The organism is Zhongshania marina, assembly GCF_002915595.1.
GTDB lineage: Bacteria > Pseudomonadota > Gammaproteobacteria > Pseudomonadales > Spongiibacteraceae > Spongiibacter > Spongiibacter marinus_B.
On sequence record NZ_PQGG01000040.1, the window covers coordinates 40,524 to 64,544 of the forward strand.

At 48.2% G+C, this 24,021-nt stretch carries 24 protein-coding genes; 15 read left to right on the forward strand and 9 right to left on the reverse strand.

What is annotated here, in order from left to right; genetic code table 11:
- Positions 1-236 precede the first annotated feature (236 nt).
- Both C0068_RS16980 and C0068_RS19600 read left to right on the forward strand, forming a co-directional pair.
- The gene (locus tag C0068_RS16980) at positions 237-2,039 is read left to right on the forward strand and encodes an acyl-CoA dehydrogenase C-terminal domain-containing protein (protein ID WP_103685676.1); all 1,803 of its coding nucleotides are present in this window, start codon (positions 237-239) and stop codon (positions 2,037-2,039) included.
- A gap of 352 nt (positions 2,040-2,391) precedes the next feature.
- Positions 2,392-4,266, forward strand: coding sequence for a TapB family protein (locus C0068_RS19600; RefSeq protein ID WP_199176212.1), 1,875 nt, complete (start codon positions 2,392-2,394; stop codon positions 4,264-4,266).
- A 104-nt stretch (positions 4,267-4,370) separates the two neighbouring features.
- Here C0068_RS19600 and C0068_RS16990 read toward each other — a convergent pair whose 3' ends face one another.
- Entirely contained in the window at positions 4,371-4,751 is a 381-nt protein-coding gene (locus C0068_RS16990; protein WP_103685677.1) for a hypothetical protein, read from the reverse strand.
- Between the two features lie 276 nt (positions 4,752-5,027).
- A complete protein-coding gene (locus C0068_RS16995; RefSeq protein WP_103685678.1) occupies positions 5,028-7,157 on the reverse strand; it encodes an acetyl-CoA hydrolase/transferase C-terminal domain-containing protein in 2,130 nt (709 codons plus the stop codon).
- A gap of 149 nt (positions 7,158-7,306) precedes the next feature.
- Here C0068_RS16995 and C0068_RS17000 point away from each other — a divergent pair, with 149 nt between their 5' ends.
- From C0068_RS17000 to C0068_RS17060, 13 genes are all read left to right on the forward strand, one after another.
- Entirely contained in the window at positions 7,307-7,837 is a 531-nt protein-coding gene (locus C0068_RS17000) for a hemerythrin domain-containing protein (protein WP_103685679.1), read from the forward strand.
- A 15-nt stretch (positions 7,838-7,852) separates the two neighbouring features.
- Positions 7,853-9,262: an oxygen-independent coproporphyrinogen III oxidase gene (gene hemN / locus C0068_RS17005; protein WP_103685680.1), complete on the forward strand. Its 1,410-nt coding sequence runs from the start codon at positions 7,853-7,855 to the stop codon at positions 9,260-9,262.
- Between the two features lie 132 nt (positions 9,263-9,394).
- The gene (fnr, locus tag C0068_RS17010) at positions 9,395-10,141 is read left to right on the forward strand and encodes a fumarate/nitrate reduction transcriptional regulator Fnr (protein WP_103685811.1); all 747 of its coding nucleotides are present in this window, start codon (positions 9,395-9,397) and stop codon (positions 10,139-10,141) included.
- A 139-nt stretch (positions 10,142-10,280) separates the two neighbouring features.
- On the forward strand, positions 10,281-10,892 hold the full coding sequence (locus tag C0068_RS17015) for a Yip1 family protein (RefSeq protein ID WP_103685681.1): 612 nt from the start codon (positions 10,281-10,283) through the stop codon (positions 10,890-10,892).
- A gap of 138 nt (positions 10,893-11,030) precedes the next feature.
- Entirely contained in the window at positions 11,031-12,464 is a 1,434-nt protein-coding gene (ccoN, locus tag C0068_RS17020) for a cytochrome-c oxidase, cbb3-type subunit I (protein WP_103685682.1), read from the forward strand.
- Positions 12,461-13,069: a cytochrome-c oxidase, cbb3-type subunit II gene (gene ccoO, locus C0068_RS17025; protein WP_103685683.1), complete on the forward strand. Its 609-nt coding sequence runs from the start codon at positions 12,461-12,463 to the stop codon at positions 13,067-13,069. The genes ccoN and ccoO overlap by 4 nt, the downstream gene beginning before the upstream one ends.
- 19 nt (positions 13,070-13,088) lie before the next feature.
- On the forward strand, positions 13,089-13,277 hold the full coding sequence (locus C0068_RS17030) for a cbb3-type cytochrome oxidase subunit 3 (protein WP_103685684.1): 189 nt from the start codon (positions 13,089-13,091) through the stop codon (positions 13,275-13,277).
- Complete coding sequence (ccoP, locus tag C0068_RS17035) at positions 13,270-14,151, forward strand: cytochrome-c oxidase, cbb3-type subunit III (protein WP_103685685.1); 882 nt, start codon at positions 13,270-13,272, stop codon at positions 14,149-14,151. Before C0068_RS17030 ends, ccoP begins: the two co-directional genes overlap by 8 nt.
- Before the next feature lie 25 nt (positions 14,152-14,176).
- The gene (ccoG, locus tag C0068_RS17040) at positions 14,177-15,631 is read left to right on the forward strand and encodes a cytochrome c oxidase accessory protein CcoG (RefSeq protein WP_103685686.1); all 1,455 of its coding nucleotides are present in this window, start codon (positions 14,177-14,179) and stop codon (positions 15,629-15,631) included.
- A 23-nt stretch (positions 15,632-15,654) separates the two neighbouring features.
- Positions 15,655-16,188, forward strand: a complete 534-nt coding sequence (locus tag C0068_RS17045; RefSeq protein WP_103685687.1) for a FixH family protein — start codon at positions 15,655-15,657, stop codon at positions 16,186-16,188.
- Positions 16,185-18,629, forward strand: coding sequence for a heavy metal translocating P-type ATPase (locus C0068_RS17050; RefSeq protein ID WP_103685688.1), 2,445 nt, complete (start codon positions 16,185-16,187; stop codon positions 18,627-18,629). Before C0068_RS17045 ends, C0068_RS17050 begins: the two co-directional genes overlap by 4 nt.
- Entirely contained in the window at positions 18,622-18,804 is a 183-nt protein-coding gene (ccoS, locus tag C0068_RS17055) for a cbb3-type cytochrome oxidase assembly protein CcoS (protein ID WP_103685689.1), read from the forward strand. Before C0068_RS17050 ends, ccoS begins: the two co-directional genes overlap by 8 nt.
- A complete protein-coding gene (locus tag C0068_RS17060) occupies positions 18,794-19,588 on the forward strand; it encodes a sulfite exporter TauE/SafE family protein (RefSeq protein WP_103685690.1) in 795 nt (264 codons plus the stop codon). The genes ccoS and C0068_RS17060 overlap by 11 nt, the downstream gene beginning before the upstream one ends.
- A 68-nt stretch (positions 19,589-19,656) precedes the next feature.
- On the opposite strand, the gene C0068_RS17065 is transcribed toward C0068_RS17060, so the two are convergent.
- The 7 genes from C0068_RS17065 to C0068_RS17090 all read right to left on the reverse strand — a co-directional run bounded on the left by C0068_RS17065 (position 19,657) and on the right by C0068_RS17090 (position 24,000).
- Positions 19,657-20,931: an NAD(P)/FAD-dependent oxidoreductase gene (locus C0068_RS17065; RefSeq protein WP_103685691.1), complete on the reverse strand. Its 1,275-nt coding sequence runs from the start codon at positions 20,929-20,931 to the stop codon at positions 19,657-19,659.
- Between the two features lie 376 nt (positions 20,932-21,307).
- On the reverse strand, positions 21,308-21,898 hold the full coding sequence (locus tag C0068_RS17070) for a DJ-1/PfpI family protein (RefSeq protein ID WP_103685692.1): 591 nt from the start codon (positions 21,896-21,898) through the stop codon (positions 21,308-21,310).
- An 11-nt stretch (positions 21,899-21,909) separates the two neighbouring features.
- Positions 21,910-22,053: a glutathione S-transferase C-terminal domain-containing protein gene (locus C0068_RS19895; protein ID WP_199176213.1), complete on the reverse strand. Its 144-nt coding sequence runs from the start codon at positions 22,051-22,053 to the stop codon at positions 21,910-21,912.
- Positions 22,023-22,616 (reverse strand): Tom37 metaxin N-terminal-like domain-containing protein, encoded by a 594-nt coding sequence (locus tag C0068_RS17075; RefSeq protein WP_199176214.1) that lies wholly within the window; start codon positions 22,614-22,616, stop codon positions 22,023-22,025. Before C0068_RS17075 ends, C0068_RS19895 begins: the two co-directional genes overlap by 31 nt.
- A 33-nt stretch (positions 22,617-22,649) precedes the next feature.
- Positions 22,650-23,087, reverse strand: coding sequence for a DUF2721 domain-containing protein (locus tag C0068_RS17080; RefSeq protein ID WP_103685693.1), 438 nt, complete (start codon positions 23,085-23,087; stop codon positions 22,650-22,652).
- A 35-nt stretch (positions 23,088-23,122) separates the two neighbouring features.
- Positions 23,123-23,488, reverse strand: a complete 366-nt coding sequence (locus C0068_RS17085; RefSeq protein WP_103685812.1) for a Rieske (2Fe-2S) protein — start codon at positions 23,486-23,488, stop codon at positions 23,123-23,125.
- Positions 23,489-23,520: 32 nt separating this feature from the next.
- Positions 23,521-24,000, reverse strand: coding sequence for an Lrp/AsnC family transcriptional regulator (locus C0068_RS17090; RefSeq protein ID WP_103685694.1), 480 nt, complete (start codon positions 23,998-24,000; stop codon positions 23,521-23,523).
- Between the last annotated feature and the right edge of the window lie 21 nt (positions 24,001-24,021).

Here is a 24,021-nt window from a genome sequence, read left to right on the forward strand (position 1 = left end):
TATCGCGCTGCAGAGCATACGGCTCAAGCCTTTGCGGCAACTACTGCACACGCGACAATTGAAAGTAACAGCTCTGACAAGTGATAGCGCTATCCTGTTGCACACGCTTGCGCCCTAGAGGCATTGACCGAATCGTCATCTTTCTGACTCAAAGCGGCCAATTTACCCCTTTGGTGCATCCGTTATGCTTCAATCCGTAATTGATCCCCGATAAACGGGAACAGCAGAGGCACATTATGACTACATATAAAGCTCCAGTACGCGACATCAATTTCGTTATTAACGAATTACTGGACTTCAACGCCCATTACCAAACTATTCCTGCGGGCGCTGAAGCAACACCCGATATGGTAGAAGCCATTACCCTCGAGGCGGCAAAATTCGCAGAAGAAGTCCTATCACCACTAAACCAAGTTGGCGACGAGCAAGGCTGCCAGTGGAATGATGGTGAAGTGACTACGCCAGAGGGCTTTAAAGAGGCCTACCAAATGTGGGTTGAAGGCGGCTGGCAAGGTCTGTCTCACCCCGTTGAATACGGCGGCCAAGGTCTACCTATGTCTATGGGCCTAATTAAATCTGAACTAGTTGGCACCGCTAACTGGTCTTGGGGAATGTATCCCGGTCTTAGCCTAGGCGCGATGAACACCCTTTATGTGCACGGCACCGAAGCGCAAAAGCAGCTTTATTTAAGCAAATTATGCGAAGGAACGTGGACCGGCACCATGTGTTTGACAGAAGCTCACTGCGGCTCTGACCTCGGCCAAATGCGCAGTAAAGCCGAGCCCCAAGCTGATGGCAGCTATAAACTTACTGGCAGCAAGATTTTTATTTCTGCAGGTGAACACGATCTAGCGGAAAACATTATCCACATTGTGCTCGCCCGTACCCCTGGTGCACCAGAAGGCACCAAAGGAATTTCACTATTCATCGTGCCCAAATTCAACACCACCGAAGACGGCACGATCACCGACCGCAACGGTGTGAAGTGTGGCAGCATTGAACATAAAATGGGTATTCACGGTAACGCAACCTGCGTTATCAACTTCGACGATGCAACCGGCTATATGCTTGGTCAAGAGAACGAAGGCCTGAATGCGATGTTCACCTTCATGAACACCGCCCGTATCGGTACTGCTATTCAAGGTTTGGCAGCGTCTGAATTGGCGTATCAAAATGCCCTGCCCTATGCGCTAGACCGCTACTCAATGCGCTCGCTATCTGGCGTTAAAAATCCAGACAAAGCCGGCGATGCGATCATTCACCACCCCGATGTGCGTCGTATGCTACTAACCGCAAGAGCTTTTGCGGAAGGTGGGCGCGCCATGATTTACGATGCAGCAAAATATTCTGACCGCATGGTGCAAGCAGAGTCACAGGAAGATCGCGACGCTGCAGAAAACGAGCTTGGGTTTTTAACTCCCATCCTAAAAGCCTTCTTAACCGAAACGGGTCTAGAGTCTGCCAGTAATGCTATGCAGGTATTTGGCGGCCACGGCTTTATTAAAGAACATGGCATGGAGCAAATCTATCGCGACGCCCGCATTGCCACCATGTATGAAGGTACGACCGGCATTCAAGCCATGGATCTTATCGGTCGCAAAGTTGTATTAGATGGATTCAAACTCTACGGCGGTTTCTGCAAAAAATTATATAAATTCGGCTTTAAGAATTTAATCAGTGGTAAGCGCCGCTGCTATTCAGCCAAATTAATCGGCTACACCTTGGCCTGGAATTGGCACACCGTCAAAATGGTTGCCCGCGCATCAAGAAACCGCGATGCAGTTGGCGCAGCCTCCTTTGACTTCCTGATGTACAGCGGCTATTTGTCTATGGCCTACTACTGGGCAATGATGGCCGAAGTCGCTGCAAATAAACTGGCTGAAGGTGGTGAGGACAAGGCATTTTATGAAGCGAAGCTGGAAACCGCTGAGTTCTACTTCTCTCGCCTACTGCCCCGCGCCAAAGGTCACGCTGGCTGCATGAATAGCAGCACCGACAGCGTAATGGCCATGTCGCTAGATCGCTTTACCGCGCGCTAAGCGAGTTTGCCCCGCAAGCAAGTTTGCTGTGGGGCCTTATCTACCGGCTTTACCGCGCACATCCCACATCAGCAGCACCTCATCGCCCCCCTATTCAGGGGGTAGCGAGCATATCGCCATTCATAAATACTGCTCCTTGGCTCTAAATTCACGCACGTAGAAACAGAACGTTTCAGTAATATTTTCTTCCGCAATTGCTAAAAAACATCAACTTTTACGGCTTACCTCAACAAAATGGGAAAGCCCAAGAATGTGATGCCCAGGGCAATACCGACGGAAAAATTACGACAAGACGCTGAAACTTAGCTATGTAAATCATCAAAAATCAAAAAGGACCGCAGGAGTGCTTCAAATGAAATGGATCGTTAAAACACTAATTCCCGTAGTAAGTGCGAGCGTATTAGTTGCATGTTTTGAAGACGAAGTATCACGTAACTCGTCACCAAATCCCACCTCGTCGTCAACCGTGACCCTAAGTCCGTCATTAGGCTTAGTCATGAATGCCGATGCGCAGATCTTTTCAAACAATGGCAGCACGCTATTAGCAAGTGGAACAATCGGTGGAGATGGCCTACTTGATATTACTATAGAAAACTATAGCGGCCCCATTGTCGCGGTACTTACTGCAACGGCAGAAACCACCTATTACGATGAAGCTCTTGGCACGTTTGTTAGCCTACCCGTTGGTACAAAACTGCACGCTATTGCAGACAGCGTTAAGGCATTGGCAATTACCCCCTTAACGGAGTTAGCTTATCAATTAGCTAACCGAGAAATTGCCTTCCCATTAACAAGCTCTAAAGTGCTTGAACTAAATAATAAAATTAAAGCAGTATTAGCACCCAGCATCGACAATATACTGACAGCACCGCTTTTGCTTGACGGTAGCAATAGCTCAATACCTGCTACAGCATCAGGCAACTACGCCTTAATTCTTGCAGCATTGGCTGAGCTCGGAAAAGACGACGTTTCAGGTACGCCGGCGCTAGCAATAACGAGAAAACTAGCTGAAGACTTAGTTGACGGAAAAATTGATAGCAAAGCAAACGGCATCGACATCCCCACGCCTTACACCGACTTTATTAGTGACATGAGCTCCGCGCTGTCAATCGCAGCCAATGACTACAACTATGAAGGAAGCGCAGCCGACAACAATCCGACCTCCACGAATTTAGGAGCGGCTGACGAAGGTAACGGAGGCGATACTGGCGGTGATACCGGTGGAGACACTGGTGGTGATACCGGTGGAGATACTGGCGGCGATAATGGTGGCGACACTGGCGGTGATACCGGAGGCGATACCGGTGGTGATACCGGTGGCGATACTGGTGGTGATACCGGAGGCGATACCGGTGGTGATACCGGTGGCGATACTGGCGGTGATACCGGCGGCGATACTGGTGGCGACACCGGTGGAGATACTGGAGGTGACACTGGCGGCGATACTGGTGGCGACACCGGTGGAGATACTGGAGGTGACACTGGTGGTGACAACGGCGGCGACACCGGTGGTGATAACGGCGGCGTAAGCAGCGGTGGCTCGGCAGTAGCCTGTTTAAACCCGTTAACTGACAAGGCCGGCACACATGTTGAGCACGTCTACAACTCAACAAATGCAGCTCAAGGCGCAACAGTGCTGACAACCGCGGTTACCGATGTGCTAGGAACTGCGACGTTTAAAGGACGCCAAGCGACTGAAAGTAAATCTGTCGTGAAGGCTCGCTCTGCAACGAACCCAGAAATTAACTCTGACTCAATTACTTATACCTATACTGGCCTCACGGACAATAACACCACCTTGCTGGTATATGGCGTTGTACCTGATGCGACAACAGAAAGTGGCGTAACTGTGCAAGCAACTATCTCGCAAGATCCTCCAAAAGAAGATCGCTTTAATCTAACTGCTGGTCAAAGCTATTCACACAGCTATGTTCAAACAACTGAAACAAAATCTTCATTTGGCGGTACGCAGTTACCCACCCAAACGATTACCACAAACGTAGTTGATAACCGCACTTACGTAGGTCGTGAGTCTATTACCGTACCGGCGGGGACGTTTGAAACGTGTAAATTCACTCAAACCACCAGCTTCGACGGAAACAATAGCGGCACGAGTACAACGTGGATTTCGGTTGATCATGGATTCTTCGTTAAATCTGTTGCAGGCGACACCGAAAACGTCATCGTAAGCCTGTCAATCAATGGCAACAAAGTGATCGGTAACTAAGGCTAGTGGACCGGAGCGATATCTCGCTCCGGTCCACCCACCACCTAGCCAAGCTAAGACATCAAAGTACGATAAGTTTTTAAACTTTAATGAACCGAGCGTAACTATTTCACGCTCAAATCACCTTCAAAAGAAGTAACCTGCGAGACTTGATAAGCGGCACTACTTTGTAAGCCACAGGGATTAGCAATTTCTTGACTAGCACCGGGATTAACAGCAAAGGGCTGCACACTCATCACGGATTTATTATTCATATCTTCTTTGTAGTAACTAAAGACACCACTCACCTTGGTATCACACACATTGTGAACGGTAAATCGCGTTGATACTTTATCGTGGTTAAAGTAAGAACAGCTGGAATTTGCTGAGCTAGCGGGAAAGGTCTGCACCTCCCAATCTAAACAACTTTCTGACTCTGCAAACACCGAGGATGCCGACGCGCAAAATATTGAACAGAATGCATAGCTTGCTAATTTTTTATTCACGTTACACCTATTGTACTAAATGCGTCACCGCCAAATGGCTCAAAATACTGACCCAAATACAGAGGTAACATTAACCCTGACATGTACAATAGTTAATAATCACTCAAATTGGGAGTGTGTATATCCCCTAAACTATGGCAGAACACAATTTTTATTATCAATAAAAACAAATACATATCGATATTTTTAAGCATATTAACGAGTCAAATAAATAGCTCATTTTGTGACGGTCATCGCAATATATTTTAGTCGTTAGACGCAATTCAATTAAAATTTTTATCTTGCTAGCCGCTGAATCAGGCGTTTAATCAATTTATCTTTAAATCCCAGCGGTTCACAAAGCCCTAATACCGACAAAATACGGCTCGCTAATTCCGTCTCCTCGCCGCCATTTATTATGGCGACGATCTTCTGGGTCAAGCTCAAATCTGCGGCCGCTTTTAAGCATTTCGCCGCGTCCAATTCCGCCTCAGTGAAATCACAGCCAAAGGGATATGCCGGCATCATACCCTTCGCTCGCGCCCATGCAACCTTGGCACTGATCACATGGGGAAGATTATTCCTAAACTGCAATGGCACTGTATATGATGGTGATAGCTTTCCGGCGGTCTTCGCGGCTGCCAGCAATTCATCTTGAAAACGCGAATCTGCAATATTTATTAGGGCGATACAAACTTCTTCGTCGGTTTTCGATCGCAAATCTGCAATGCCATACTCAGTGACGACAATATCCCGTAAATGACGAGGAATAGTGCAGGCGCCGTAGCTAGCGACAACATTAGATAGCGCCTTCCCACCCTGTACGCGACTAGCGCGAATCATCAACACCGAGCGCCCGCCCCCAAGCTGGTGCGCCATCGCCACAAAATTGTATTGCCCTCCCACACCGGACAATACCTGGCCATTCTCCAAGGTATCAGATGCTACTGCGCCGTTTAGACTCACATTCAGACCAGTATTAATAAAACGCGCTGTTTGGCGCTGCGCCTTATATAAGCGTGGATTTTGATCTAACTGATTAATCTTATCGACGCCGCACATTGCCAATTTGCGTCGTTCGTCTTCTGGCATATCCCGAAGCGCGCGATAAAATGCGTCACTCCCTAAAAAAAAGCCGCCGTGCATGACTTTGCCGTTACGCAATTGCGAGCCCAAACAGTGTGTTGCTATGAACTGCTGGCTAGTAGGGTTGGCCATATTTGCCGCACAAGATACACCCGATGACGAAAACAACTGCCCTTCTTTATAGTAGCAATCGTCTCTAAAAAAACCGTGATACTGCAAGATATCAAAGTCTTTACCCCTAAGCTCACGCACCCCCAGCTCCGCCATCGCCACTAAGCACGCCGGATCTAGTTGTTCCGGATTGCACTGGCCAAGATTGATAAGTTGTTGCAAGGCCCAAAAATCATAGACCGGACGACGTAAGATGCCACCCTGAAATAAATGCAGAAACCCCTCCACAAACATTTCCGTCGCACCATATAAACCCTTTTCAAATACACCGCGCCCGCCAACGGTTTCCACTAACTGCGCGCAATGCTCATCGACATCAAATTTTTTCAATAACTCGCGATAGTCTTCATTGCGCTGATGTCGGAGCAATACTGATTGAACTATCGCATCGCCCATTGCGCCAATGCCAAGCTGCAAGGTTCCACCATCCGCAATTAACGCACTCGCCCGCAAACCGATAGCGTAGTCAGTATCGGGAATCGGCGCTAAATGCGGCACTTGAAATAAACCGTGCTGCTCACTATCTGTTGCCACTAAAAAATCAAACTGATCAGCATCAACTTCGGCGTCACCATACATAAAGGGCAAATCGGGGTGCACCACGCCCACTGCCACATAATCTCGGCCCTCATCATTTAAGCGCGCAACTACCTCGGCCGAAGTGTCGGGATTACAGCTCATACTGAGCCTATCGCCCTCTCGTGCTAGTAATTGAATAACAAGGTTGCTACCTCTGGCGACTACATCACGCGCAGCATGAGTGTAATTAGAACTAATGTAATTCTGCTGCGCAGCAGCATGACCTAAGCGACTCCCCGCTTTAAAGTAAAATTCGCAGAGTGATATATTCGCCGGTAGTTGACCTTTGCGCTCATCTTGCAGATACAGTGGCTCACTGTAATTAGCATACAGTCTGTCAAAAACAGGATTAAGCAAGCGTCCGCGAATAGGATTGCTCTCCCGAGGGCGCTCTAAACTAAGTGCGGTAAAAATCGTCAATGAAAGATCAGAGTCATCACATGCTCGGCGATACAAGGCATCAATTAATTCAACTGGCTTACCCAGACCCAGCGGCATAGCGACGCGTAAATCGCTACCCAGCCGACGTATGATCTCATCAACGCAAGATTCAATATCTACAAACCTAAGACCAACGTGTTTTAAAGACATGATATTCCCAGCAACGTAAAACCAAGTGACACTATAAGCAGGGCACTTGACCTATATCAAGATGGATAAAATCAAACCCTGATAAATTTGAGATTCAGCGGAACAAGCCGCAGACGCGATCTGTAGTATATCCCTCGAGAGACTTCGTCATGCAGTATTTACTAGATCAACTAGAACAAGATCACCATCGTATATTGCAAATGATGTATTCACTAAGTAATGAGCTTAACCATTACAGCAATGGCGACAACTGCACGAAAATTCTTAACATTCTTAACTACATCCGAGTCTACCCTGAAATATGGCACCATCCGACAGAAGATGTACTTTTTAATCAGCTGTTATCTAAGCCTAGTATTAGTTTTAAAGCTGTAAATGAGTTGCTAAAAGAACACCCCCATCTTGAAGCACTGAGTGTTGAATTAAGCGGTATATACCAAGAGTGTCAGAGCTTGGAATCGCCCCCCTCCCATCAAACCCTGCAGCTTAGCCGTCACTATTGCGCAAAACAAATTAGTCACATCCGTGCCGAGCGAAATATTTTCGACGCCATTAAGCAGCGTTTCAATGAAAGCGATTGGCACACCGTAAATGAGCAATTACGAGCAAATGCCAACAGGAACACCGCCAACAATGTGACGGCCGTCAGCTTGTCACCCACCAGCAACGATGCCCAGTGAACCAGCGAGCCCCCTATGACCATAACCGTTGCATCATCTGACTACACAACGACGACACAAACACCGTATTCAGAGCTGGTAGCCAAATACACCACCCAGGGCCCCCGCTATACGTCCTACCCAAGCGCATTGCAGTTTAAGCAGGAGTTCACCGACACCAATTACATGCAACATCTGGACAAGGTCGGCAACTACGCAGCGCCTTTGTCTCTCTACGTCCACATCCCATTCTGTCGCTGGCTATGCTACTACTGCGGCTGCAATAAAATAGTTACTAAAAACCCCAATGCTACTCGTCAATATCTAGACCACTTAGCCATTGAGATTGAGCTACTATCTAAACATATTTGTGCACCTCGCAAAGTTAGCCAACTGCATTTTGGCGGAGGCACGCCAACGTATTTAGACGACGCTGAGCTAACCGAATTAATTCATCTTCTAGCTAGTCATTTCAACTTCGAAGACAGTCAACAACGAGAATACTCTATTGAGATTGACCCCCGCACAGTCGATGACAGGCGGCTGGCGCTACTCCGCGGACTGGGCTTTAATCGCTTGAGTTTTGGCATCCAAGATACGGACCCCCAAGTTCAAAAAGCCATCAATCGGGTACAGCGAACAGAGCAAATTTTTCAGCTAGTAGATGCCGCCAGAGCGCTACGCTTCAACTCAATTAGCTTTGATCTTATTTACGGCTTACCGCTGCAGACCTGCGAAACCTTAGACCGCAGTCTAGACGATGTAATCGCGCTACAGCCAGATCGAATATCACTCTACAACTATGCCCACCTTCCGGAGCATTTTCCGCCTCAGCGCGCAATTGAGCGCCACACTTTACCTAGCAGTGACGAAAAACTTGCCATGATTCTGTTGGCTAACAAGCGTTTAAGCGAAGCTGGGTATATTTATATTGGCATGGATCATTTTGTTCGCCCCACCGATGAGCTAGCACGCTGCCAAAAAGAAGGTCGTCTGCAACGTAACTTTCAAGGTTACTCAACTCGTCTAGCCCCCGATGTACTCGGTATTGGTGTGTCTGCCATCAGCTCCATCGGCAATTGCTATGCGCAAAACAACAAAGACTTAGCAAGCTACTACCAAAAACTCGATGCCGGCCAACTGCCGATTGACAAAGGACTGGTCAAAACACCAGAAGACGAACTACGTGCTTACGTGATTATGGAGCTTGCTTGCAACCTTGGCGTCTCTGCCTATGCATTTTTGATGAAATTTAAACACTCATTTTGGGAGAAATTTGCCGACCTGCTACCGACACTAAGGGAAATGCAACAAGACGGTTTAATAACTATATCTGCCGACGGTATCCTCGTTAGCGATGTCGGAAGACTAATGCTGCGCAATGTCTGTATGGTATTTGATCAATATTTACACAAAGGCACACAGTCCTACTCAAAAACGGTCTAATGTCATCGCTATACAAGCCACCACTTTTAGGCAGCATAGCTGGCCAAAACCGTTAAAAGCTTGAATTTTAGCGGCACTTTAAGTAAAACTGATGGCTACCCATTTGCGGTAATAACCAAGGCCGTCCATGTGATTACAAGCAGCGCACACAGCACCGAAGACAAGATTTGCCCGCATAACGCGAGACAAAATTGCTCAAGCTGCCGGCTCAGTGCAATTTGCCTCCCGCTGGCCTTGGCACAAGACGAGGTTGTACAACTTGACGAGATCGTACAGCGAGGCCGTCCACTACAAACAGACGAACTCCTCTATCGCGAGGGTGACAATTTCAACTCTATTTTTGCAGTGCGCTCAGGGTCAGTAAAAGCCTATCGTGTGTCCGACAAGGGCGAAGAACAAGTCACCGGCTTTTATTTGCCAGGCGAAATACTTGGCATGGATGGCATTGGCCAAAATCGCTACGCAAATTCCGCGCAAGCCATGGAAGTGTCGGCAATTTGCGAAATTCCCTTCTCAAAAATAGAAGACTTAAGCGGCCGTTTACCCAATATGCAAAAGCATTTTTTTAAATTGCTAAGCCAAGAAATTGTTGAGGATCAACGCCATATTACCTTACTTAGCAAGCACAGCGCAGAAGAGCGGCTCGCGTCTTTGCTGGTAAGTATTTCGGCGCGCAACGCCAGACGCAACTTATCGGCCTTCAGTTTTCGGCTTCCTATGTCACGCACAGATATAGGCAACTTCCTCGGCCTCACTATTGAAACGGTCAGCCGAGTATTCAGTCGCTTTGCCAAGCAAGGACTCATAAAAATCAATAAAAAGGAGATCTTAGTTTTGGATATTGATGCACTTAAACGAGTTGCATCTTTAGCAAACTAGAACTATAAAATAATTCAAAATAATAAGTAATTTGGCAGTACCGGCTTTTATCAACGGGCTAATTGACATAAATCAATTAGGCCTGCGGATAATGCTGTTATCGTGCCAATAGAGACAAAAACACAAGAGAGCAGAAAACATGGCTACACTGGTTAGCAACCCATTGGGGTTTCTATTAAGCCCTCGTCAGCAGTGGCACACTGTGGGCGAGCTGCCTGACACAGCTCTTTCCGGCAAGCTACTTTACGCCATTATTTTCGCCCTAGGCCCTTGTGTTGCGTGGTATTACGGCGCCACCAAAATAGGCTGGACAGTAGGTGACGGCGAGATAGTTCTACTCACCGAAGCCAGCGCTTTACGCATTGTCATTGCCTTTTATATCGCCATGCTCGGTTCACTCGCCATTATTGGGTACTTCATTCACTGGATGGCTGAAACCTATGGCAGCCAATCCAGTATGACCAAAGGCATGGTTGTAGCCAGCTACACCGCAACCCCTCTTTTTATTGCCGGTTTATGTGGCTTCTACCCCATTTTCTGGCTAGACCTTTTGCTGGGTATCGCCAGCCTTAGTTGGGCGGTTTACCTTTTGTACATTGGTATTCCCGCAGTAATGGGAATACCCGCAGAGCGCGGGTTCCTATACGCCTCAGCGGTCGTAGGGGTGTGCATGGTGATATTTATGGCTCTTATGGGCAGTGTTGTCATCCTCTGGGAAATGGGGCTGGCGCCGGTTTTTATCGACGGCTAAAACCACCAGCTCACTAGCAAAACCCTATTCTTTTCCCCAGCTACTGCTAGTTTTGATCTAAATCAAAACGTAAGCCATGAAGACTTGGGATAATACTGACACTGCACATTTTCCGCACTCAAGACGAAAGGAATCCATATGGACGCGCAACATCCTCAACCCCAATACGACTACGATGCAGTGCGAATGTTCACGGTCATGGCGGTCGTATGGGGTATTGTCGGCATGACTGTAGGCGTTCTGCTAGCCGCACAGCTGGTGTGGCCGGTGCTCAACTTCGACACCCCATGGCTTAGCTTCGGACGATTACGTCCCCTGCATACCAATGCGGTTATTTTTGCCTTTGGTGGGTGCGCCCTCATGGGCTCGTCTTTCTTTGTAGTGCAGCGCACCTGCCAAGCTCGTCTGTTTGGCGGTCCACTTATCCCCTTTGTATTTTGGGGCTGGCAGCTTGTTATCGTACTGGCAGCAATTTCACTGCCCATGGGCTACACCAGCACAAAAGAATATGCCGAGCTGGAGTGGCCGATTGATATATTAATCACCCTTGTTTGGGTCGCCTACGCTATTGTGTTTTTCGGCACTATCATGAGACGAAAGATGTCTCATATCTACGTAGCAAACTGGTTTTACGGCGCGTTTATTATCACAGTGGCCGTTCTCCATATTGTGAACAGCTTGGCGGTACCCGTTAGCCTAACTAAATCTTACTCTATCTACTCCGGCGCAGTAGATGCCATGATCCAATGGTGGTACGGACATAACGCAGTCGGGTTTTATCTAACAGCAGGTTTTCTAGGCATGATGTACTACTTCGTGCCCAAACAGGCTGAGCGACCAGTGTATTCCTACCGATTGTCTATTGTGCATTTTTGGGCGCTAGTATCCGTGTATATTTGGGCTGGCCCTCACCACTTACACTACACAGCGCTTCCTGACTGGGCGCAAAGTTTGGGTATGGTGATGTCGCTCATTCTACTGGCGCCATCATGGGGCGGCATGATTAACGGGATGATGACCTTATCGGGCGCATGGCATAAATTGCGCACCGACCCTATTTTGCGTTTTTTGGTTGTATCCCTCTCGTTTTACGGCATGTCGACATTTGAAGGCCCGATGATGGCAATTAAAACCGTCAATTCACTGTCGCACTACACTGACTGGACCATTGGCCATGTGCATTCTGGCGCACTTGGCTGGGTAGCGATGATCTCAATCGGAACGATCTATCATTTAATACCAGTACTATTCGACAAGGAAAAAATGCACAGTATTCCAGCAATTAACCTCCACTTTTGGTTGTCGACCATCGGTACCGTTCTGTACATCGCCTCTATGTGGGTCAACGGCATCGTACAAGGCTTAATGTGGCGCGCCTATAACAGCGACGGCAGCCTAACCTACAGCTTTGCAGAATCAGTACTCGCAAGCCACCCCGGCTACATTGTCCGCTTCATTGGCGGCTGTATCTTCTTATTCGGTATGTTAGTGATGGCCTGGAACGTATGGCAAACCATTCGCAACGGTGAGGCGTTATCCAAGGCTAATCGCTCTGCAGAGGTGGCAGCATGAATCATGATCTCGTAGAAAAAAATATCGGCCTAATGATTATTTTTATCATTATTGCTATTAGCTTTGGCGCTCTGGTTGAGTTAGTGCCCCTGGCGTTTCAAAAGGAAACCACGGAACCGATCAAAGGCTTAAAACCCCTCAATGCCATGCAGTTAACTGGCCGCGATATTTACATTCGAGAAGGTTGTCACGTCTGCCACTCCCAAATGATTCGCCCAATGCGTTCTGAAACCGAGCGCTACGGCCACTACTCGGTCGCGGGCGAAAGCGTATACGAGCACCCCTTCCTCTGGGGTTCCAAACGCACCGGCCCAGACCTCGCCCGTGTAGGTGAGCGCTACAGTGATGAATGGCACCGCGCGCATTTATTCGATCCCCGTGCAGTAGTGCCTGAATCGATTATGCCGGCCTACCCTTGGCTATTTAACAACACCATCGATGCCGACATGGTTGGTAGAAAAATGGCCGCCCTGCGCAAGGTCGGGGTGCCTTATACCGACGCCGATATAGAAGGTGCCGCTGCCGCGGTAGCTGGTAAAAAAGAAATTGATGCCATGATTGCCTATCTGCAACAGTTAGGCACCCTGATCAAATACAAACGCTAGTAGCCAAAGGATAATCAATATGGATCAAGACAGCTTGAGAGCGCTAGCAACACTGCTGGTATTCATTACCTTTATTACTTTGAGCTTCAGTGTATTTCGTAAAAGCCGCAAAGCCTACTTTGAGGATGCCGCCCTACTGCCTTTTGCCGACGATGAGCTTGGTCGCAGTGTATCCCATACCAAAAAAGTGGAGAGCAGCAATGAGTAGTTTTTGGAGCATATGGATCATCGCCCTTACGGTAATCTCCCTTGTTTTGATTACCTGGCTACTGTTTAGCAATCGCAAAATCACCGGTTCAAAAGAAAACCAAACAACCGGCCATGTATACGATGGCATTGAGGAATACGACAATCCACTACCATCGTGGTGGTTTAAAATGTTTGTTGTCAGTATTGTTTTTGCCGTTGCTTATCTTATCGCCTTCCCCGGTCTAGGTAATTTCCCCGGCTTATTGAACTGGACTTCCGTAGGCAAATGGGAAAAAGAAGTCGCCGAAGCCGAACAAGCAACCGCAGAACTTTATAAAGGCTTTATGGCCACCGAGGTCACAAACCTTGCCAGCGACAGGAATGCAATGCGTCTTGGCAAACGTATCTTTGCCAATAATTGTGCCATTTGCCACGGTATCAACGCCGAAGGCAGCTATGGGTTTCCCAATCTTAGCGATCATGACTGGTTGTACGGCGGCGACGCAGAGCAAATCCGCGCCTCTATCAATCAAGGCCGCAGCGGCGTCATGCCCGCATGGAAAAACATGCTCGACAACAATGGTTTAGAGGCCATGACACAGTATGTTAAAAATTTAAGTAGCACTGGCGCTGACAGCACCACTCCTGCCGGCAAGCAATTCGCCATGCTATGTGCCGCCTGTCACGGTCCAGACGGCGGCGGCAATCAGATGATGGGGGCACCAAATCTTGCCGACAACATCTGGCTTTATGGTGGCGACGCCGGTCAAATTAAACAAAGTATTGCCAACGGCCGCAACGGACAAATGCCGGCCCACCACGACAAGCTCAGCGAAGAAAAAATTCATCTGTTAACAGCATATGTCTACCAATTAAGCCGGCCCAGCCGATAACAGCGAGCCGTAGAGTAACGCCGGAATGAATGTAAATACGCCCGTCAACGAAAGTAGCGCGCCGTCAGACAATGATCCGAACCGGATACCCGTCGAAGAATTTGTACCAGCGGAAGTGTCTGAGCTCGACCTCTACCAAAAGCGTGAAAAAATCTACACGCGCAAAATAGAGGGCTATTTTCAACGGCTTCGAACGCTGACCGGCTGGCCACTGCTTATGGGCTATTTTCTACTACCTTGGCTACAGTGGGACGGCAGACAATCCGTATTATTCGACCTGCCTGCACGACAGTTTAATGTGCTTGGCCTCACCTTCTGGCCGCAAGACCTAACCATGTTAGCGTGGTTACTCATCATTGCTGCTTTTGCGCTGTTTACGGTAACGAATTTTGCCGGCCGAGTATGGTGTGGTTTTAGCTGTCCGCAAACCGTGTGGACCAGTATTTTTATGTGGATCGAGCAAAAAATCGAAGGTAGTCGCAATCAACGTATCAAGCTAGATGCCTCCCCATGGAGCGCAAATAAATTTGCCAAAAAATTCATTAAACACAGCATGTGGCTAGCCGTGGCATTTTATACCGGCTTTACTTTTGTCGGATATTTCACGCCTATTATCGATTTAAGTTATGGATTTTTTACGCTGGACATACACCCGTGGGCAGTGTTTTGGATCGCCTTTTTCACCTTAGCAACATACGGTAATGCCGGCTGGCTACGAGAGCAAGTTTGCATTTATATGTGCCCGTACGCGCGCTTTCAATCAGCTATGTTCGACCCCGACACACTCATTATTTCCTATGACCAAAAACGCGGTGAAAAGCGCGGTTCGCGCAAGCGAAACGAACAATCCGCCGATGTCGGTTTAGGAGATTGCATCGATTGCCAGCTCTGCGTGCAGGTATGCCCTACCGGCATTGATATTCGCGACGGCTTACAATACCAGTGTATCGGCTGCGCGCTATGCGTAGACGCGTGCAACTCTGTAATGGAAAAAATGCACTATCCTAAGGACCTAATTAGCTACACCACAGAGAATACCTTAGCCGGTAAGCCATCAAAAATTTTACGCCCACGTTTACTTGGCTACATTTCAGCGGTGGTCATTATGTGTGGACTACTGACTTACCGAATTGCCGATCGAGACACCATCGAACTCGGTGTATTGCGCGATCGCCAAGCCCTATATTATCAACAAGAAAACGGTGATATAGATAATCGCTACACATTGAAGGTCGCCAATAAAACCCAACAGTCGCACCGCTACCAATTATCGGTTGTTGCTCCAAAGGAATTGAAACTGATAGGCTCAATTGAATTCCAAGTACTTAGCGGTGAGGTCGTCGATATCCCTATCACGCTTCGCGCTGAGGCTCAGCAACAAGTGCGCGGCGCCTTTGACATTGAATTTAAGGCACAGCGCCTAGATACAGACAACGATATTGTCAGCCACAAAAGTCGCTTTTTTTCGCCAAGTGAGTAAGCCTCGCGATCACGGATATCTCTATGCCCACAAAGACCGGCGCAACAAGCAAGTGGTACCAACAGTTTTGGCCTTGGTTTCTTATCGCCCTACCTAGTGCTGTAGTCATCGCGAGTATTATCACTATCATCATCGCGATTACTCACGGCGACAATCTAGTGCGTGACGATTATTACAAAGATGGTTTAGCCATTAACCGTTATTTGAAGCAGGATGAAACTGCCCGCCAAATGCAACTTAGCGCCGCCGGCAAACTCAGCCAAGACTACATAGAAATCACTCTTCGCGGTGTGTCGTTGCCACCATATCCACATTTGGTTTTGCACTGGCAGCACCCTACTAATGAGACACTAGATATTAAAAGTGTATTGCTAAGAGATGGCGACAATCACTACCGCGGACAACTTTCTCACAACCCAGAGGGGCGCTGGTATATCACCCTGACTCCCTTCGATACCAGCGATGATATAAACTGGCGACTAAAAACTGAATTCAATACCGATCTCAGCCAACATTTCATCATAGACAGCCAGCACCCTTACTCGGAGACGCCATGAGCGATGTCTGCTACCACTGTGGCGAAGTCGTCCCTTCTGGCACGGATTATCATGTCACCGTTGACGGCACAGCCAAAGCGATGTGCTGTCGAGGATGCCAAGCCGTTGCACAGCTCATCCTCACCGCAGGCTTAGACGATTACTACCGATTGCGATCCAGCACAGCGGTCACTCCCAGTGAAGACAGCGACGACTACCGCCGGTTTGATTACCCAGAACTCATTGAGGAATTCTCACACCGCGACGGCGATAATTGGGTAAGCCGTTTCAGCGTAAGCGGTTTGCGCTGCGCCGCGTGCGCCTGGCTAATTGAGCATCACTTGCAAAAAGTCGAGGGCATTGAGTCCGTCACTGTCCACCTACAAAATGCCGTAGCGACAGTAAAATGGAATCCAAAAGCACTCCTCGTCAGTCAGATATTCCATCTGTTTTCAAATTTGGGCTATCAAGCCCTACCCTGGTCTGCCAGCAATCGGGACAAACAACTTCACGACGAAATGGACGGTCTATTACGGCGCTTAGGGGTAGCTGGAATTGGTATGATGCAAGCCGGCATGGTGGCTATTGGACTGTACGCTGGGGACTTTCAAGGCATCGACGACGGTACCCGCACGCTACTTAGAGTATTTAGCCTGCTTATCACCACCCCTGTACTGCTCTACTCTGCACAACCATTTTTTAAAAATGCTTGGCGCTCCCTACGACGCTTACATCCCGGCATGGATGTGCCGGTTTCCATCGCATTAATCGCAGCGTATATCGCTAGTTTTTCCGCAACGCTGCTGCAAAGTGATCATGTTTACTTTGACACAATAAGCATGTTCACCTTTTTCTTATTACTAAGCCGCTATTTACAATTGCGGGTTGCACAACATCAACATAGCGCCAGCTCTCTCCCCATGTCAGCTCGCAAAATAAAGCATATTGGCAGCAGCGAGTTCGAATGGACCCCAGTGAAGTCATTGGCTGTTGGCGAGTTAATCAATATTCGACCGGGAGAAACCATCCCCGCTGATGGTATTATCCGCCGAGGTCAAAGCAGCTTGGAAAGCAGCGCTTTCAATGGCGAATTTCTCCCCACCCGCTGCGTACCCGGCGACACCGCTATGGCAGGTTGCGGCAATGTCGACGGAAATATCGACATTGAAATCACGGCAGTGAGCTCTCACACCGCTTGGGCGAAAATAAACCAACTGCTAGAGCAGGCCCAAGCTGCCAAACCAGCTGTAGCCCAGCTAGCAGACCGCATGGCCAGCCATTTCGTAATATTGGTGATGCTCGTTAGCGGCCTGAGCTTTGTCTACTGGTCTAGCCAAGACAGCAATTCAGCGTTTCTCATTGCACTATCAATTTTAGTGGTCAGCTGCCCTTGTGCGCTATCACTGGCAACCCCAGCCAGCTACACCGCAGCAATCAAAGCACTAGGAAAACAAGGCGTACTGCTGAGCAACGGTCGAATACTTGAGCAAATGCGCAATGTGAGCCACGTCGTTTTCGACAAGACTGGAACCCTCACGGAAGGTCGCCCTCATATATTGTCCTGTCGCTTGCTTGGCAATATTGACGAACAGACTGCGCTGAATATTGCCGCCAGCTTAGAAGCGCAATCGCTTCATCCGATCTCCCACGCGTTCAAACAAGAACATCGCAACACTCTTAGTCCTGAAAATATTGAAATCGTCAGTGGAGCTGGCATCAAAGGTCTAATTAACGGCAAAGAATATCGAATCGGCACCGCCGCATTTTGCGGAATAGACGCGCCAACTAACAGCCCCAATCTCAATGTGTTTCTGAGCGACAATACATCCCCACTCGCCCACTTTTATCTGGCCGACGAAATTCGTGGGGACGCACCAACACTGCTGCACACATTGCGAACTCTTGGGCTTAAGACAGAGGTGCTAAGCGGAGACAGTTCCAATCAGGTTGCCGAGGTGAGTACAGCGCTCGGTATCCAAGACTTTTACGCAGCATGCAGCGCCGAGCAAAAACTCGCCCACGTGAAACGCCTTCAAGCACAGGGCGCCACCGTAATGATGGTGGGCGACGGTATTAATGATGCGCCAGTGATTGCTGCTGCAGATATCTCTGTGGCCATGACCACCGCTAGCCAACTCACCCGCACACAAGCAGATGTTGTACTACTAGACAATAATCTCAGTAGTATCGTTACCCTCTTCGACAAAGCAAAACAAAGCCGGCGCGTATTAATTCAAAATTTGTCTTGGGCCTTGGGCTACAATCTCCTCGGCCTACCTTTGGCTGCAATGGGCTTAGTGCCACCTTGGCTAGCCGCACTCGGCATGTCGCTTAGCTCGCTACTTGTGGTATTTAATGCCCTTCGCTTAAACCGCACGCCAAAGGATCATTTGTTAGCGTCAACGTCCTCAGCCTCCCAAGCGCGAGATGAACTCCTCATCAACGGAGGCTCAAATGGCTAGTTTGCTGATCTTGCTACCCATCGCGCTGGTATTCTTTGGCTTACTCGCCTTTCTGTTCTGGTGGTCAGTTGGACATGATCAATTTGAAGATCTAGATCGCGAAGGTCAGCGCATTCTGTTTGACGAAGACCTACCCCAGCGCAAGCCAAAGGAGAGCCGCGACGATGATGCCTGAGGCCCTTAGCTATTCCGCCGCGTTTTTACTTGGTTTAGCCGGCAGTCCTCACTGCCTAGGTATGTGTGGCGGTATAACGGGACTACTTAGCGCATCTGTGGCTGCACCAACTCGCCAACAAGGTAATATAATTGCGAGCGAGCAAAAGCTAAGCAATGGCTTACATAGCGTATACTACAGCGTCTTATTCCAGCTCGGCCGGATATCAAGCTACGCCCTACTGGGCGCTATTCTGGGTGGCTCAATAGCCGCTGCGAGATCATTTGCCGACACCCAGCTACTACCCATCAGCCAAGGACTTCGTATTCTTGCCAGTGTGATGCTAATTCTTATGGCCTTGTCTATTGCTGGCTGGAGGGGCTTAGCATTAACCCTAGAAAAAGTGGTGGGCGGTTTGTGGCAAAAACTTCAACCCTTAAGTAAACACCTCATTCCCATTAATACACCAGCTAAGGCCCTGGCTATAGGTGGCTTATGGGGGCTTTTACCCTGTGGACTCATATATAGCACCCTGATCTGGTCAGCGCTCAGTAGCAGCGCCGCACAGTCCGCTATATTGATGGCCTGCTTTGGACTGGGAACCGCACCCGCCGTGCTAAGCATAGGAAGCTTAAGCGGTGGCCTGCGCGGCGCTATAAAAAAAACAACTACCCGCTATGGCTTTGCCACACTACTGATACTGCTGGCCCTCTACCCACTCTACACACTCTATGCGCATCAGGGTTCCCATCATCACAGCACAGAGCACCAAGATCATACCGAATACACAGATCATATGATGTAACAAAGGACCAACATTCAGTGCTCCACCTAACCAGATATCCCAGCTAATAAGCAGATGCCAATATGTGCTTAATGCAGTTTTAAGCGCGGCCTTAACAAACGATTAAAGCGCCCAGCCATTAGCAGCATTAAAGTACGCAGCCAGCCATAGATCGCCGCTTGATGAAGTCGATACAGGCTGACGTACATCATCCGCGCCATCCAGCCTTCAATGAAAAAGCTGCCACCTCGAACGCTGCCCATTAAACTACCCAAGGCTGAGTACTCAGACAGCGACACTAGCGAGCCGTGATCACGATACTTAAAAGGTTTTAACGGCTGCCCTTTCACTATGCGCTGTAAATTTGCCGCTGTATGGTTGGCCATTTGCTGAGCAGACTGCGCACGGGGAGGTACGTTTTTGCCCTCAGTAAGTTCGCAGGCGCAGCAATCGCCTATAGCAAATACGGCGGTGTCAGCAGTTTGCAAATTGGGATCAACCACCAATTGGTTAATACGATTAACTTCTAGCCCCCACTCGCCAATCACGTCCGGCGCTTTTATTCCAGCGGCCCATACCAGTAATTCAGCGTCAATACGCTCGCCGTCACCGGTGATAAAACCCTGCTCATCGGCTTGCTTAACCATGGTACCGGTATGTACTTTTACGCCCATATTTTCTAATTCAGTCTGCGCTGCACTAGCAATTTGCTCGCTTAAGGCAGGCAACAGACGGGGCCCCGCTTCAATAACGTGTACTTGTAAACGACTGCGATCTAGCTCCTTGTGTCCATATAGTTTAAGGAGTGCGATTGCATGATGGATTTCTGCCGCCAGCTCTACGCCAGTTGCACCACCACCAACAATAGCAACTGAAACCGTGTCACGATAAAAATCTGCGCTGAGGCAGTGATTTAAAAACCGCTCATGAAAACGATCTGCCTGCTCCCTTGTATCTAAGAATAAGCAATGATCGCGAACACCCTTGGTGTTGAAATCATTACCCAGACTACCCACTGTAATAACAAGGTAGTCGTAAGGAATACGGCGCTCAGGAAGTATTTCTTTTCCGCTAGACCCAGTTGCGGGTTCAAGAATAATTTCTTTCTTGTCTCGATCTAAGCCGCTCATACGGCCTTTAGAAAAATTGTAATAATTTTGGTGGGCATGAGCACGGTAATCCACCGCATCCAAATCTGAATCTATTGCACCGGTGGCAACTTCGTGAAAACGGGGTTTCCAAATATGGCTCGCACTGGCATCTACTAATGTAATATTTGCCAAGCCGCGTTTACCTAAACGTTTTCCTAATTTCGTAACCAGCGGTAAACCTCCTGCACCGCCACCAACAACCACGATATTCATATACACCTCATTTACATAATATTAAATCTTTTGATTCATAACTCACTCGACACCAATATTTTGTAAAGCAAACAAAAAAAGTGCGAACAGCTATGACGGGGTCAGATGATGACGCGCCAACACGCTTCCAAAGCCCGACAAATTTGGGAGTACTCATAAAGGACTTCGCTCGTCTTTCTGGTACAGAAATAAAAGCGCAATTTGACTCTGGCAAACAGTAGGATTAGCTAGTCCAAAAAATGTATATTAGCGACTTGAGCCACTGCGGGGCAGTCAGGATTTGTAAGCGGAAAATATGTTACCAAGGGTAACGCTAGTCGCCGGTTAGTGCCAGTATTTAGTTTAAAAAATACAGAAAATACTACATTGCCAAATCTTATGTTTTGTCCGGCGACATAGACCAATCAAACTCCATTTGCCGAGCTGTTCGGATTGCCAAATCTACACTGTGCAAACGTGCCACTAAGTACAAGCTCATGTCGATACCGGCAGAAATTCCACCGGAACTGACCACTCCCTCGCTGTCTACCCAGCGCAACTTCTCGCACACCTTTAACGACGGAAAACACTCCTTAAGACTCGGAATATCCTCCCAGTGAGTGGTGACTTCGTGGTCGCTAACAACACCCGCAGCGGCAAGTAAAAATACGCCGGTGCAAACCGACGCAGTCAAGCTTGACTGCGCGGCCTGCTTGCCAATCCATGACAACACCGCGGGCTTAGACATCTCATGGTGATGGACTCCGCCGACGACAATAAGCACATCTATTTGTGGATGATTGCCAAAGTGGTAGTTGGGAATAACCGTAAACCCTGCGCGAGCGCATACAGGGCCATCCGCTTCAGAAACTAAAAACACAGTAAACGGCTGCTCATCGCTCACGCGGGATGCCGTTGAAAACACTTCAAAGGGGCCCGCGAAATCTAAAATTTCGGCATTGCCATAACAGTAAATACCAATATTCATAAGCCGTACCACTACGCCTGACTGTAATAACGTTTATGGATGTTGCGACAAAAACTAGCGAGGTTTTCATAGCGCCGCGCAATATCATTAAAGTCATTATCAATATCAGCCAAAATAAACTGTGCTAAAAAGCCAAAAACACAGACGTCAAGCACACTCGGTTTGTCGTTAAAGAAGTAGCTTTATTCCCTAAAAGGACCGAGAGGCTATCGAGGCTATATATAAATATTTGCTGTATTTCTGAATCAGAATGACGACCTAGACCCTGCTTATAAATCGCCGAACGAACACTTCTACGCACAATATACGGCACGAAGCGACGCATCGGAAAAGGCAATGATCCAAAAAATGTCGCCCTTGTTAGTGGCCATGTCTGCTCTCTAATCCAACGCGAATAGAGCAAGCACCAATACATATTCTCGTCTAGTGATTTGGCAATTAAATACGCCTGAGCTCGCTGTTCTGGACTTAAGTCCGAGCTCAAGCTCACACCGGGTTTGCTATTTAGATAGTCAAGAATAAATGCCGAATCTGCGATGGTTTTACCACCCTCAACAATATACGGCAGTTTGCCCTTGGGGGCGGTACGCAGGTTTGCAATTTCAGACTTGCGCTCAAACTCCAAGCCCGCAATGCGCAAATAAACATCAATTTTTAAAACGAAGGGGCTAGCATCTACTAGCCCAAAGCCTTCCCCAAATCCATATAAGGTAATCATATTGCCTCCGTGGCAAATCACCTATGCACATTGTTAAGGCCCGTTTAACATGATCCGCGTTGCCAACTGGACTTCACGTAAAAAGCCACTTAACGCCACAATCAAAAAACACATTGCCAGCACAAATAAAGCCGCCACCACAAGGCTGCTATTCCAACCGACAACCGCACTCAAAAACAACAACGCAATAACCACGCAAACTAACAGCGCACTGGCAGTGCTAAAACCTATTGCTCGGTGCACCACTCGCGCCCTGCGGGTAAGCATGCTTAATTCATCGCGAATCACCATACTCCGCTCTTCGCTTACTGTCTCTAGCCGATGATGCAGATTGCGACTGCGATCAATAATTCTGGCTAAACGATTAGTCAATACATTTAAAATTCCACCAATACCCGCCAGCAAGAATACCGGTGCAACCGCCTGCTGTATGGCGTGGGTAATGGTGACGACCTCAATATCTACTGCCATTTTATTCCCTAATTTAAGGCCATCTATAGCAGGCCTTACAGATGTAAAAAAACTTGTTCGCCTTCACACTCTACTTTGAAAGTTTTTAATGCCTGGGGTGATTTTCCCAAAGCAATTAATTTGTGGGTCCAGGTCGGCATTGGCATTCCAATAAATGCATTCGTCCAATCAATATTCTCGCCGTTCAATAAATCAAAACTGGAGCCGTGGAAAGGACACACTACTGCACCGTCACAAACCTTGCCCTTAGCCAGCGGCAAGCCCAAGTGGGGGCAGCGATTTTCTACCGCACAAAGCTGCCCATTCACTCGGCTCAATAATACTTTAGTGCCATTAACGGTTTTACTTAGTAAGGTGTCGTTTTGAATTTCGTCTAGATTTGCAGCAAAAATCCTTTCCATTGTCGCCCCCAGTTCGTCAGTTATTAACATCCTCAAGCATTTTGTGACGACAACAAGGGCAGCGAGGTTTTACTCACCGGAGACTTCATCACAAAGCTAGAGTGTACGCCGGTAACGCCATCTATTCGAGTGATCTTGTTAAGTAACAAAGCCTGAAATCCGTCCATATCGGCAACAATCACTTTCAGCAAATAATCCGCCGACTGGCCCGTGATCAAATGGCACTCTAATACTTCTGGATAGTCACCCACATGGCGCTCAAAATTTTCAAAGCGCTCGGGCGTGTGCCTATCCATACTGATTTGAATAAACGCCATTAAATTCAGACCCAGCGCGCGGGCGTTAAGTACGGCCCGATAAGCCCCAATTAACCCCGCCTCTTCCAAGCGACGAACCCGTCGCAAGCACGGAGACGGCGACAATCCGATACGATCTGCCAAGTCCTGATTACTTAAGCGACCATCTTCCTGCAGAGCTTCTAGAATTCGCCTATCATAGCCATCCAAGTTCACTTAAATTCCACCATATCAACA

What these genes read in the sequence shown, in the direction of transcription:
- ccoP (WP_103685685.1), top strand. Translation starts at nt 13,270, where the DNA reads ATGAGTAGTTTTTGGAGCATATGGATCATCGCCCTTACGGTAATCTCC.
- C0068_RS17015 (WP_103685681.1), top strand. Translation starts at nt 10,281, where the DNA reads ATGGCTACACTGGTTAGCAACCCATTGGGGTTTCTATTAAGCCCTCGT.
- C0068_RS17060 (WP_103685690.1), top strand. Translation starts at nt 18,794, where the DNA reads ATGATGCCTGAGGCCCTTAGCTATTCCGCCGCGTTTTTACTTGGTTTA.
- C0068_RS17070 (WP_103685692.1), bottom strand. Translation starts at nt 21,898, where the DNA reads ATGAATATTGGTATTTACTGTTATGGCAATGCCGAAATTTTAGATTTC.
- C0068_RS17085 (WP_103685812.1), bottom strand. Translation starts at nt 23,488, where the DNA reads ATGGAAAGGATTTTTGCTGCAAATCTAGACGAAATTCAAAACGACACC.
- C0068_RS17080 (WP_103685693.1), bottom strand. Translation starts at nt 23,087, where the DNA reads ATGGCAGTAGATATTGAGGTCGTCACCATTACCCACGCCATACAGCAG.
- C0068_RS17045 (WP_103685687.1), top strand. Translation starts at nt 15,655, where the DNA reads ATGCCCACAAAGACCGGCGCAACAAGCAAGTGGTACCAACAGTTTTGG.
- C0068_RS17065 (WP_103685691.1), bottom strand. Translation starts at nt 20,931, where the DNA reads ATGAATATCGTGGTTGTTGGTGGCGGTGCAGGAGGTTTACCGCTGGTT.
- ccoG (WP_103685686.1), top strand. Translation starts at nt 14,177, where the DNA reads ATGAATGTAAATACGCCCGTCAACGAAAGTAGCGCGCCGTCAGACAAT.
- C0068_RS17075 (WP_199176214.1), bottom strand. Translation starts at nt 22,616, where the DNA reads ATGATTACCTTATATGGATTTGGGGAAGGCTTTGGGCTAGTAGATGCT.
- C0068_RS19600 (WP_199176212.1), top strand. Translation starts at nt 2,392, where the DNA reads ATGAAATGGATCGTTAAAACACTAATTCCCGTAGTAAGTGCGAGCGTA.
- ccoO (WP_103685683.1), top strand. Translation starts at nt 12,461, where the DNA reads ATGAATCATGATCTCGTAGAAAAAAATATCGGCCTAATGATTATTTTT.
- C0068_RS17000 (WP_103685679.1), top strand. Translation starts at nt 7,307, where the DNA reads ATGCAGTATTTACTAGATCAACTAGAACAAGATCACCATCGTATATTG.
- hemN (WP_103685680.1), top strand. Translation starts at nt 7,853, where the DNA reads ATGACCATAACCGTTGCATCATCTGACTACACAACGACGACACAAACA.
- C0068_RS17050 (WP_103685688.1), top strand. Translation starts at nt 16,185, where the DNA reads ATGAGCGATGTCTGCTACCACTGTGGCGAAGTCGTCCCTTCTGGCACG.
- ccoN (WP_103685682.1), top strand. Translation starts at nt 11,031, where the DNA reads ATGGACGCGCAACATCCTCAACCCCAATACGACTACGATGCAGTGCGA.
- ccoS (WP_103685689.1), top strand. Translation starts at nt 18,622, where the DNA reads ATGGCTAGTTTGCTGATCTTGCTACCCATCGCGCTGGTATTCTTTGGC.
- C0068_RS16980 (WP_103685676.1), top strand. Translation starts at nt 237, where the DNA reads ATGACTACATATAAAGCTCCAGTACGCGACATCAATTTCGTTATTAAC.
- C0068_RS16995 (WP_103685678.1), bottom strand. Translation starts at nt 7,157, where the DNA reads ATGTCTTTAAAACACGTTGGTCTTAGGTTTGTAGATATTGAATCTTGC.
- C0068_RS17030 (WP_103685684.1), top strand. Translation starts at nt 13,089, where the DNA reads ATGGATCAAGACAGCTTGAGAGCGCTAGCAACACTGCTGGTATTCATT.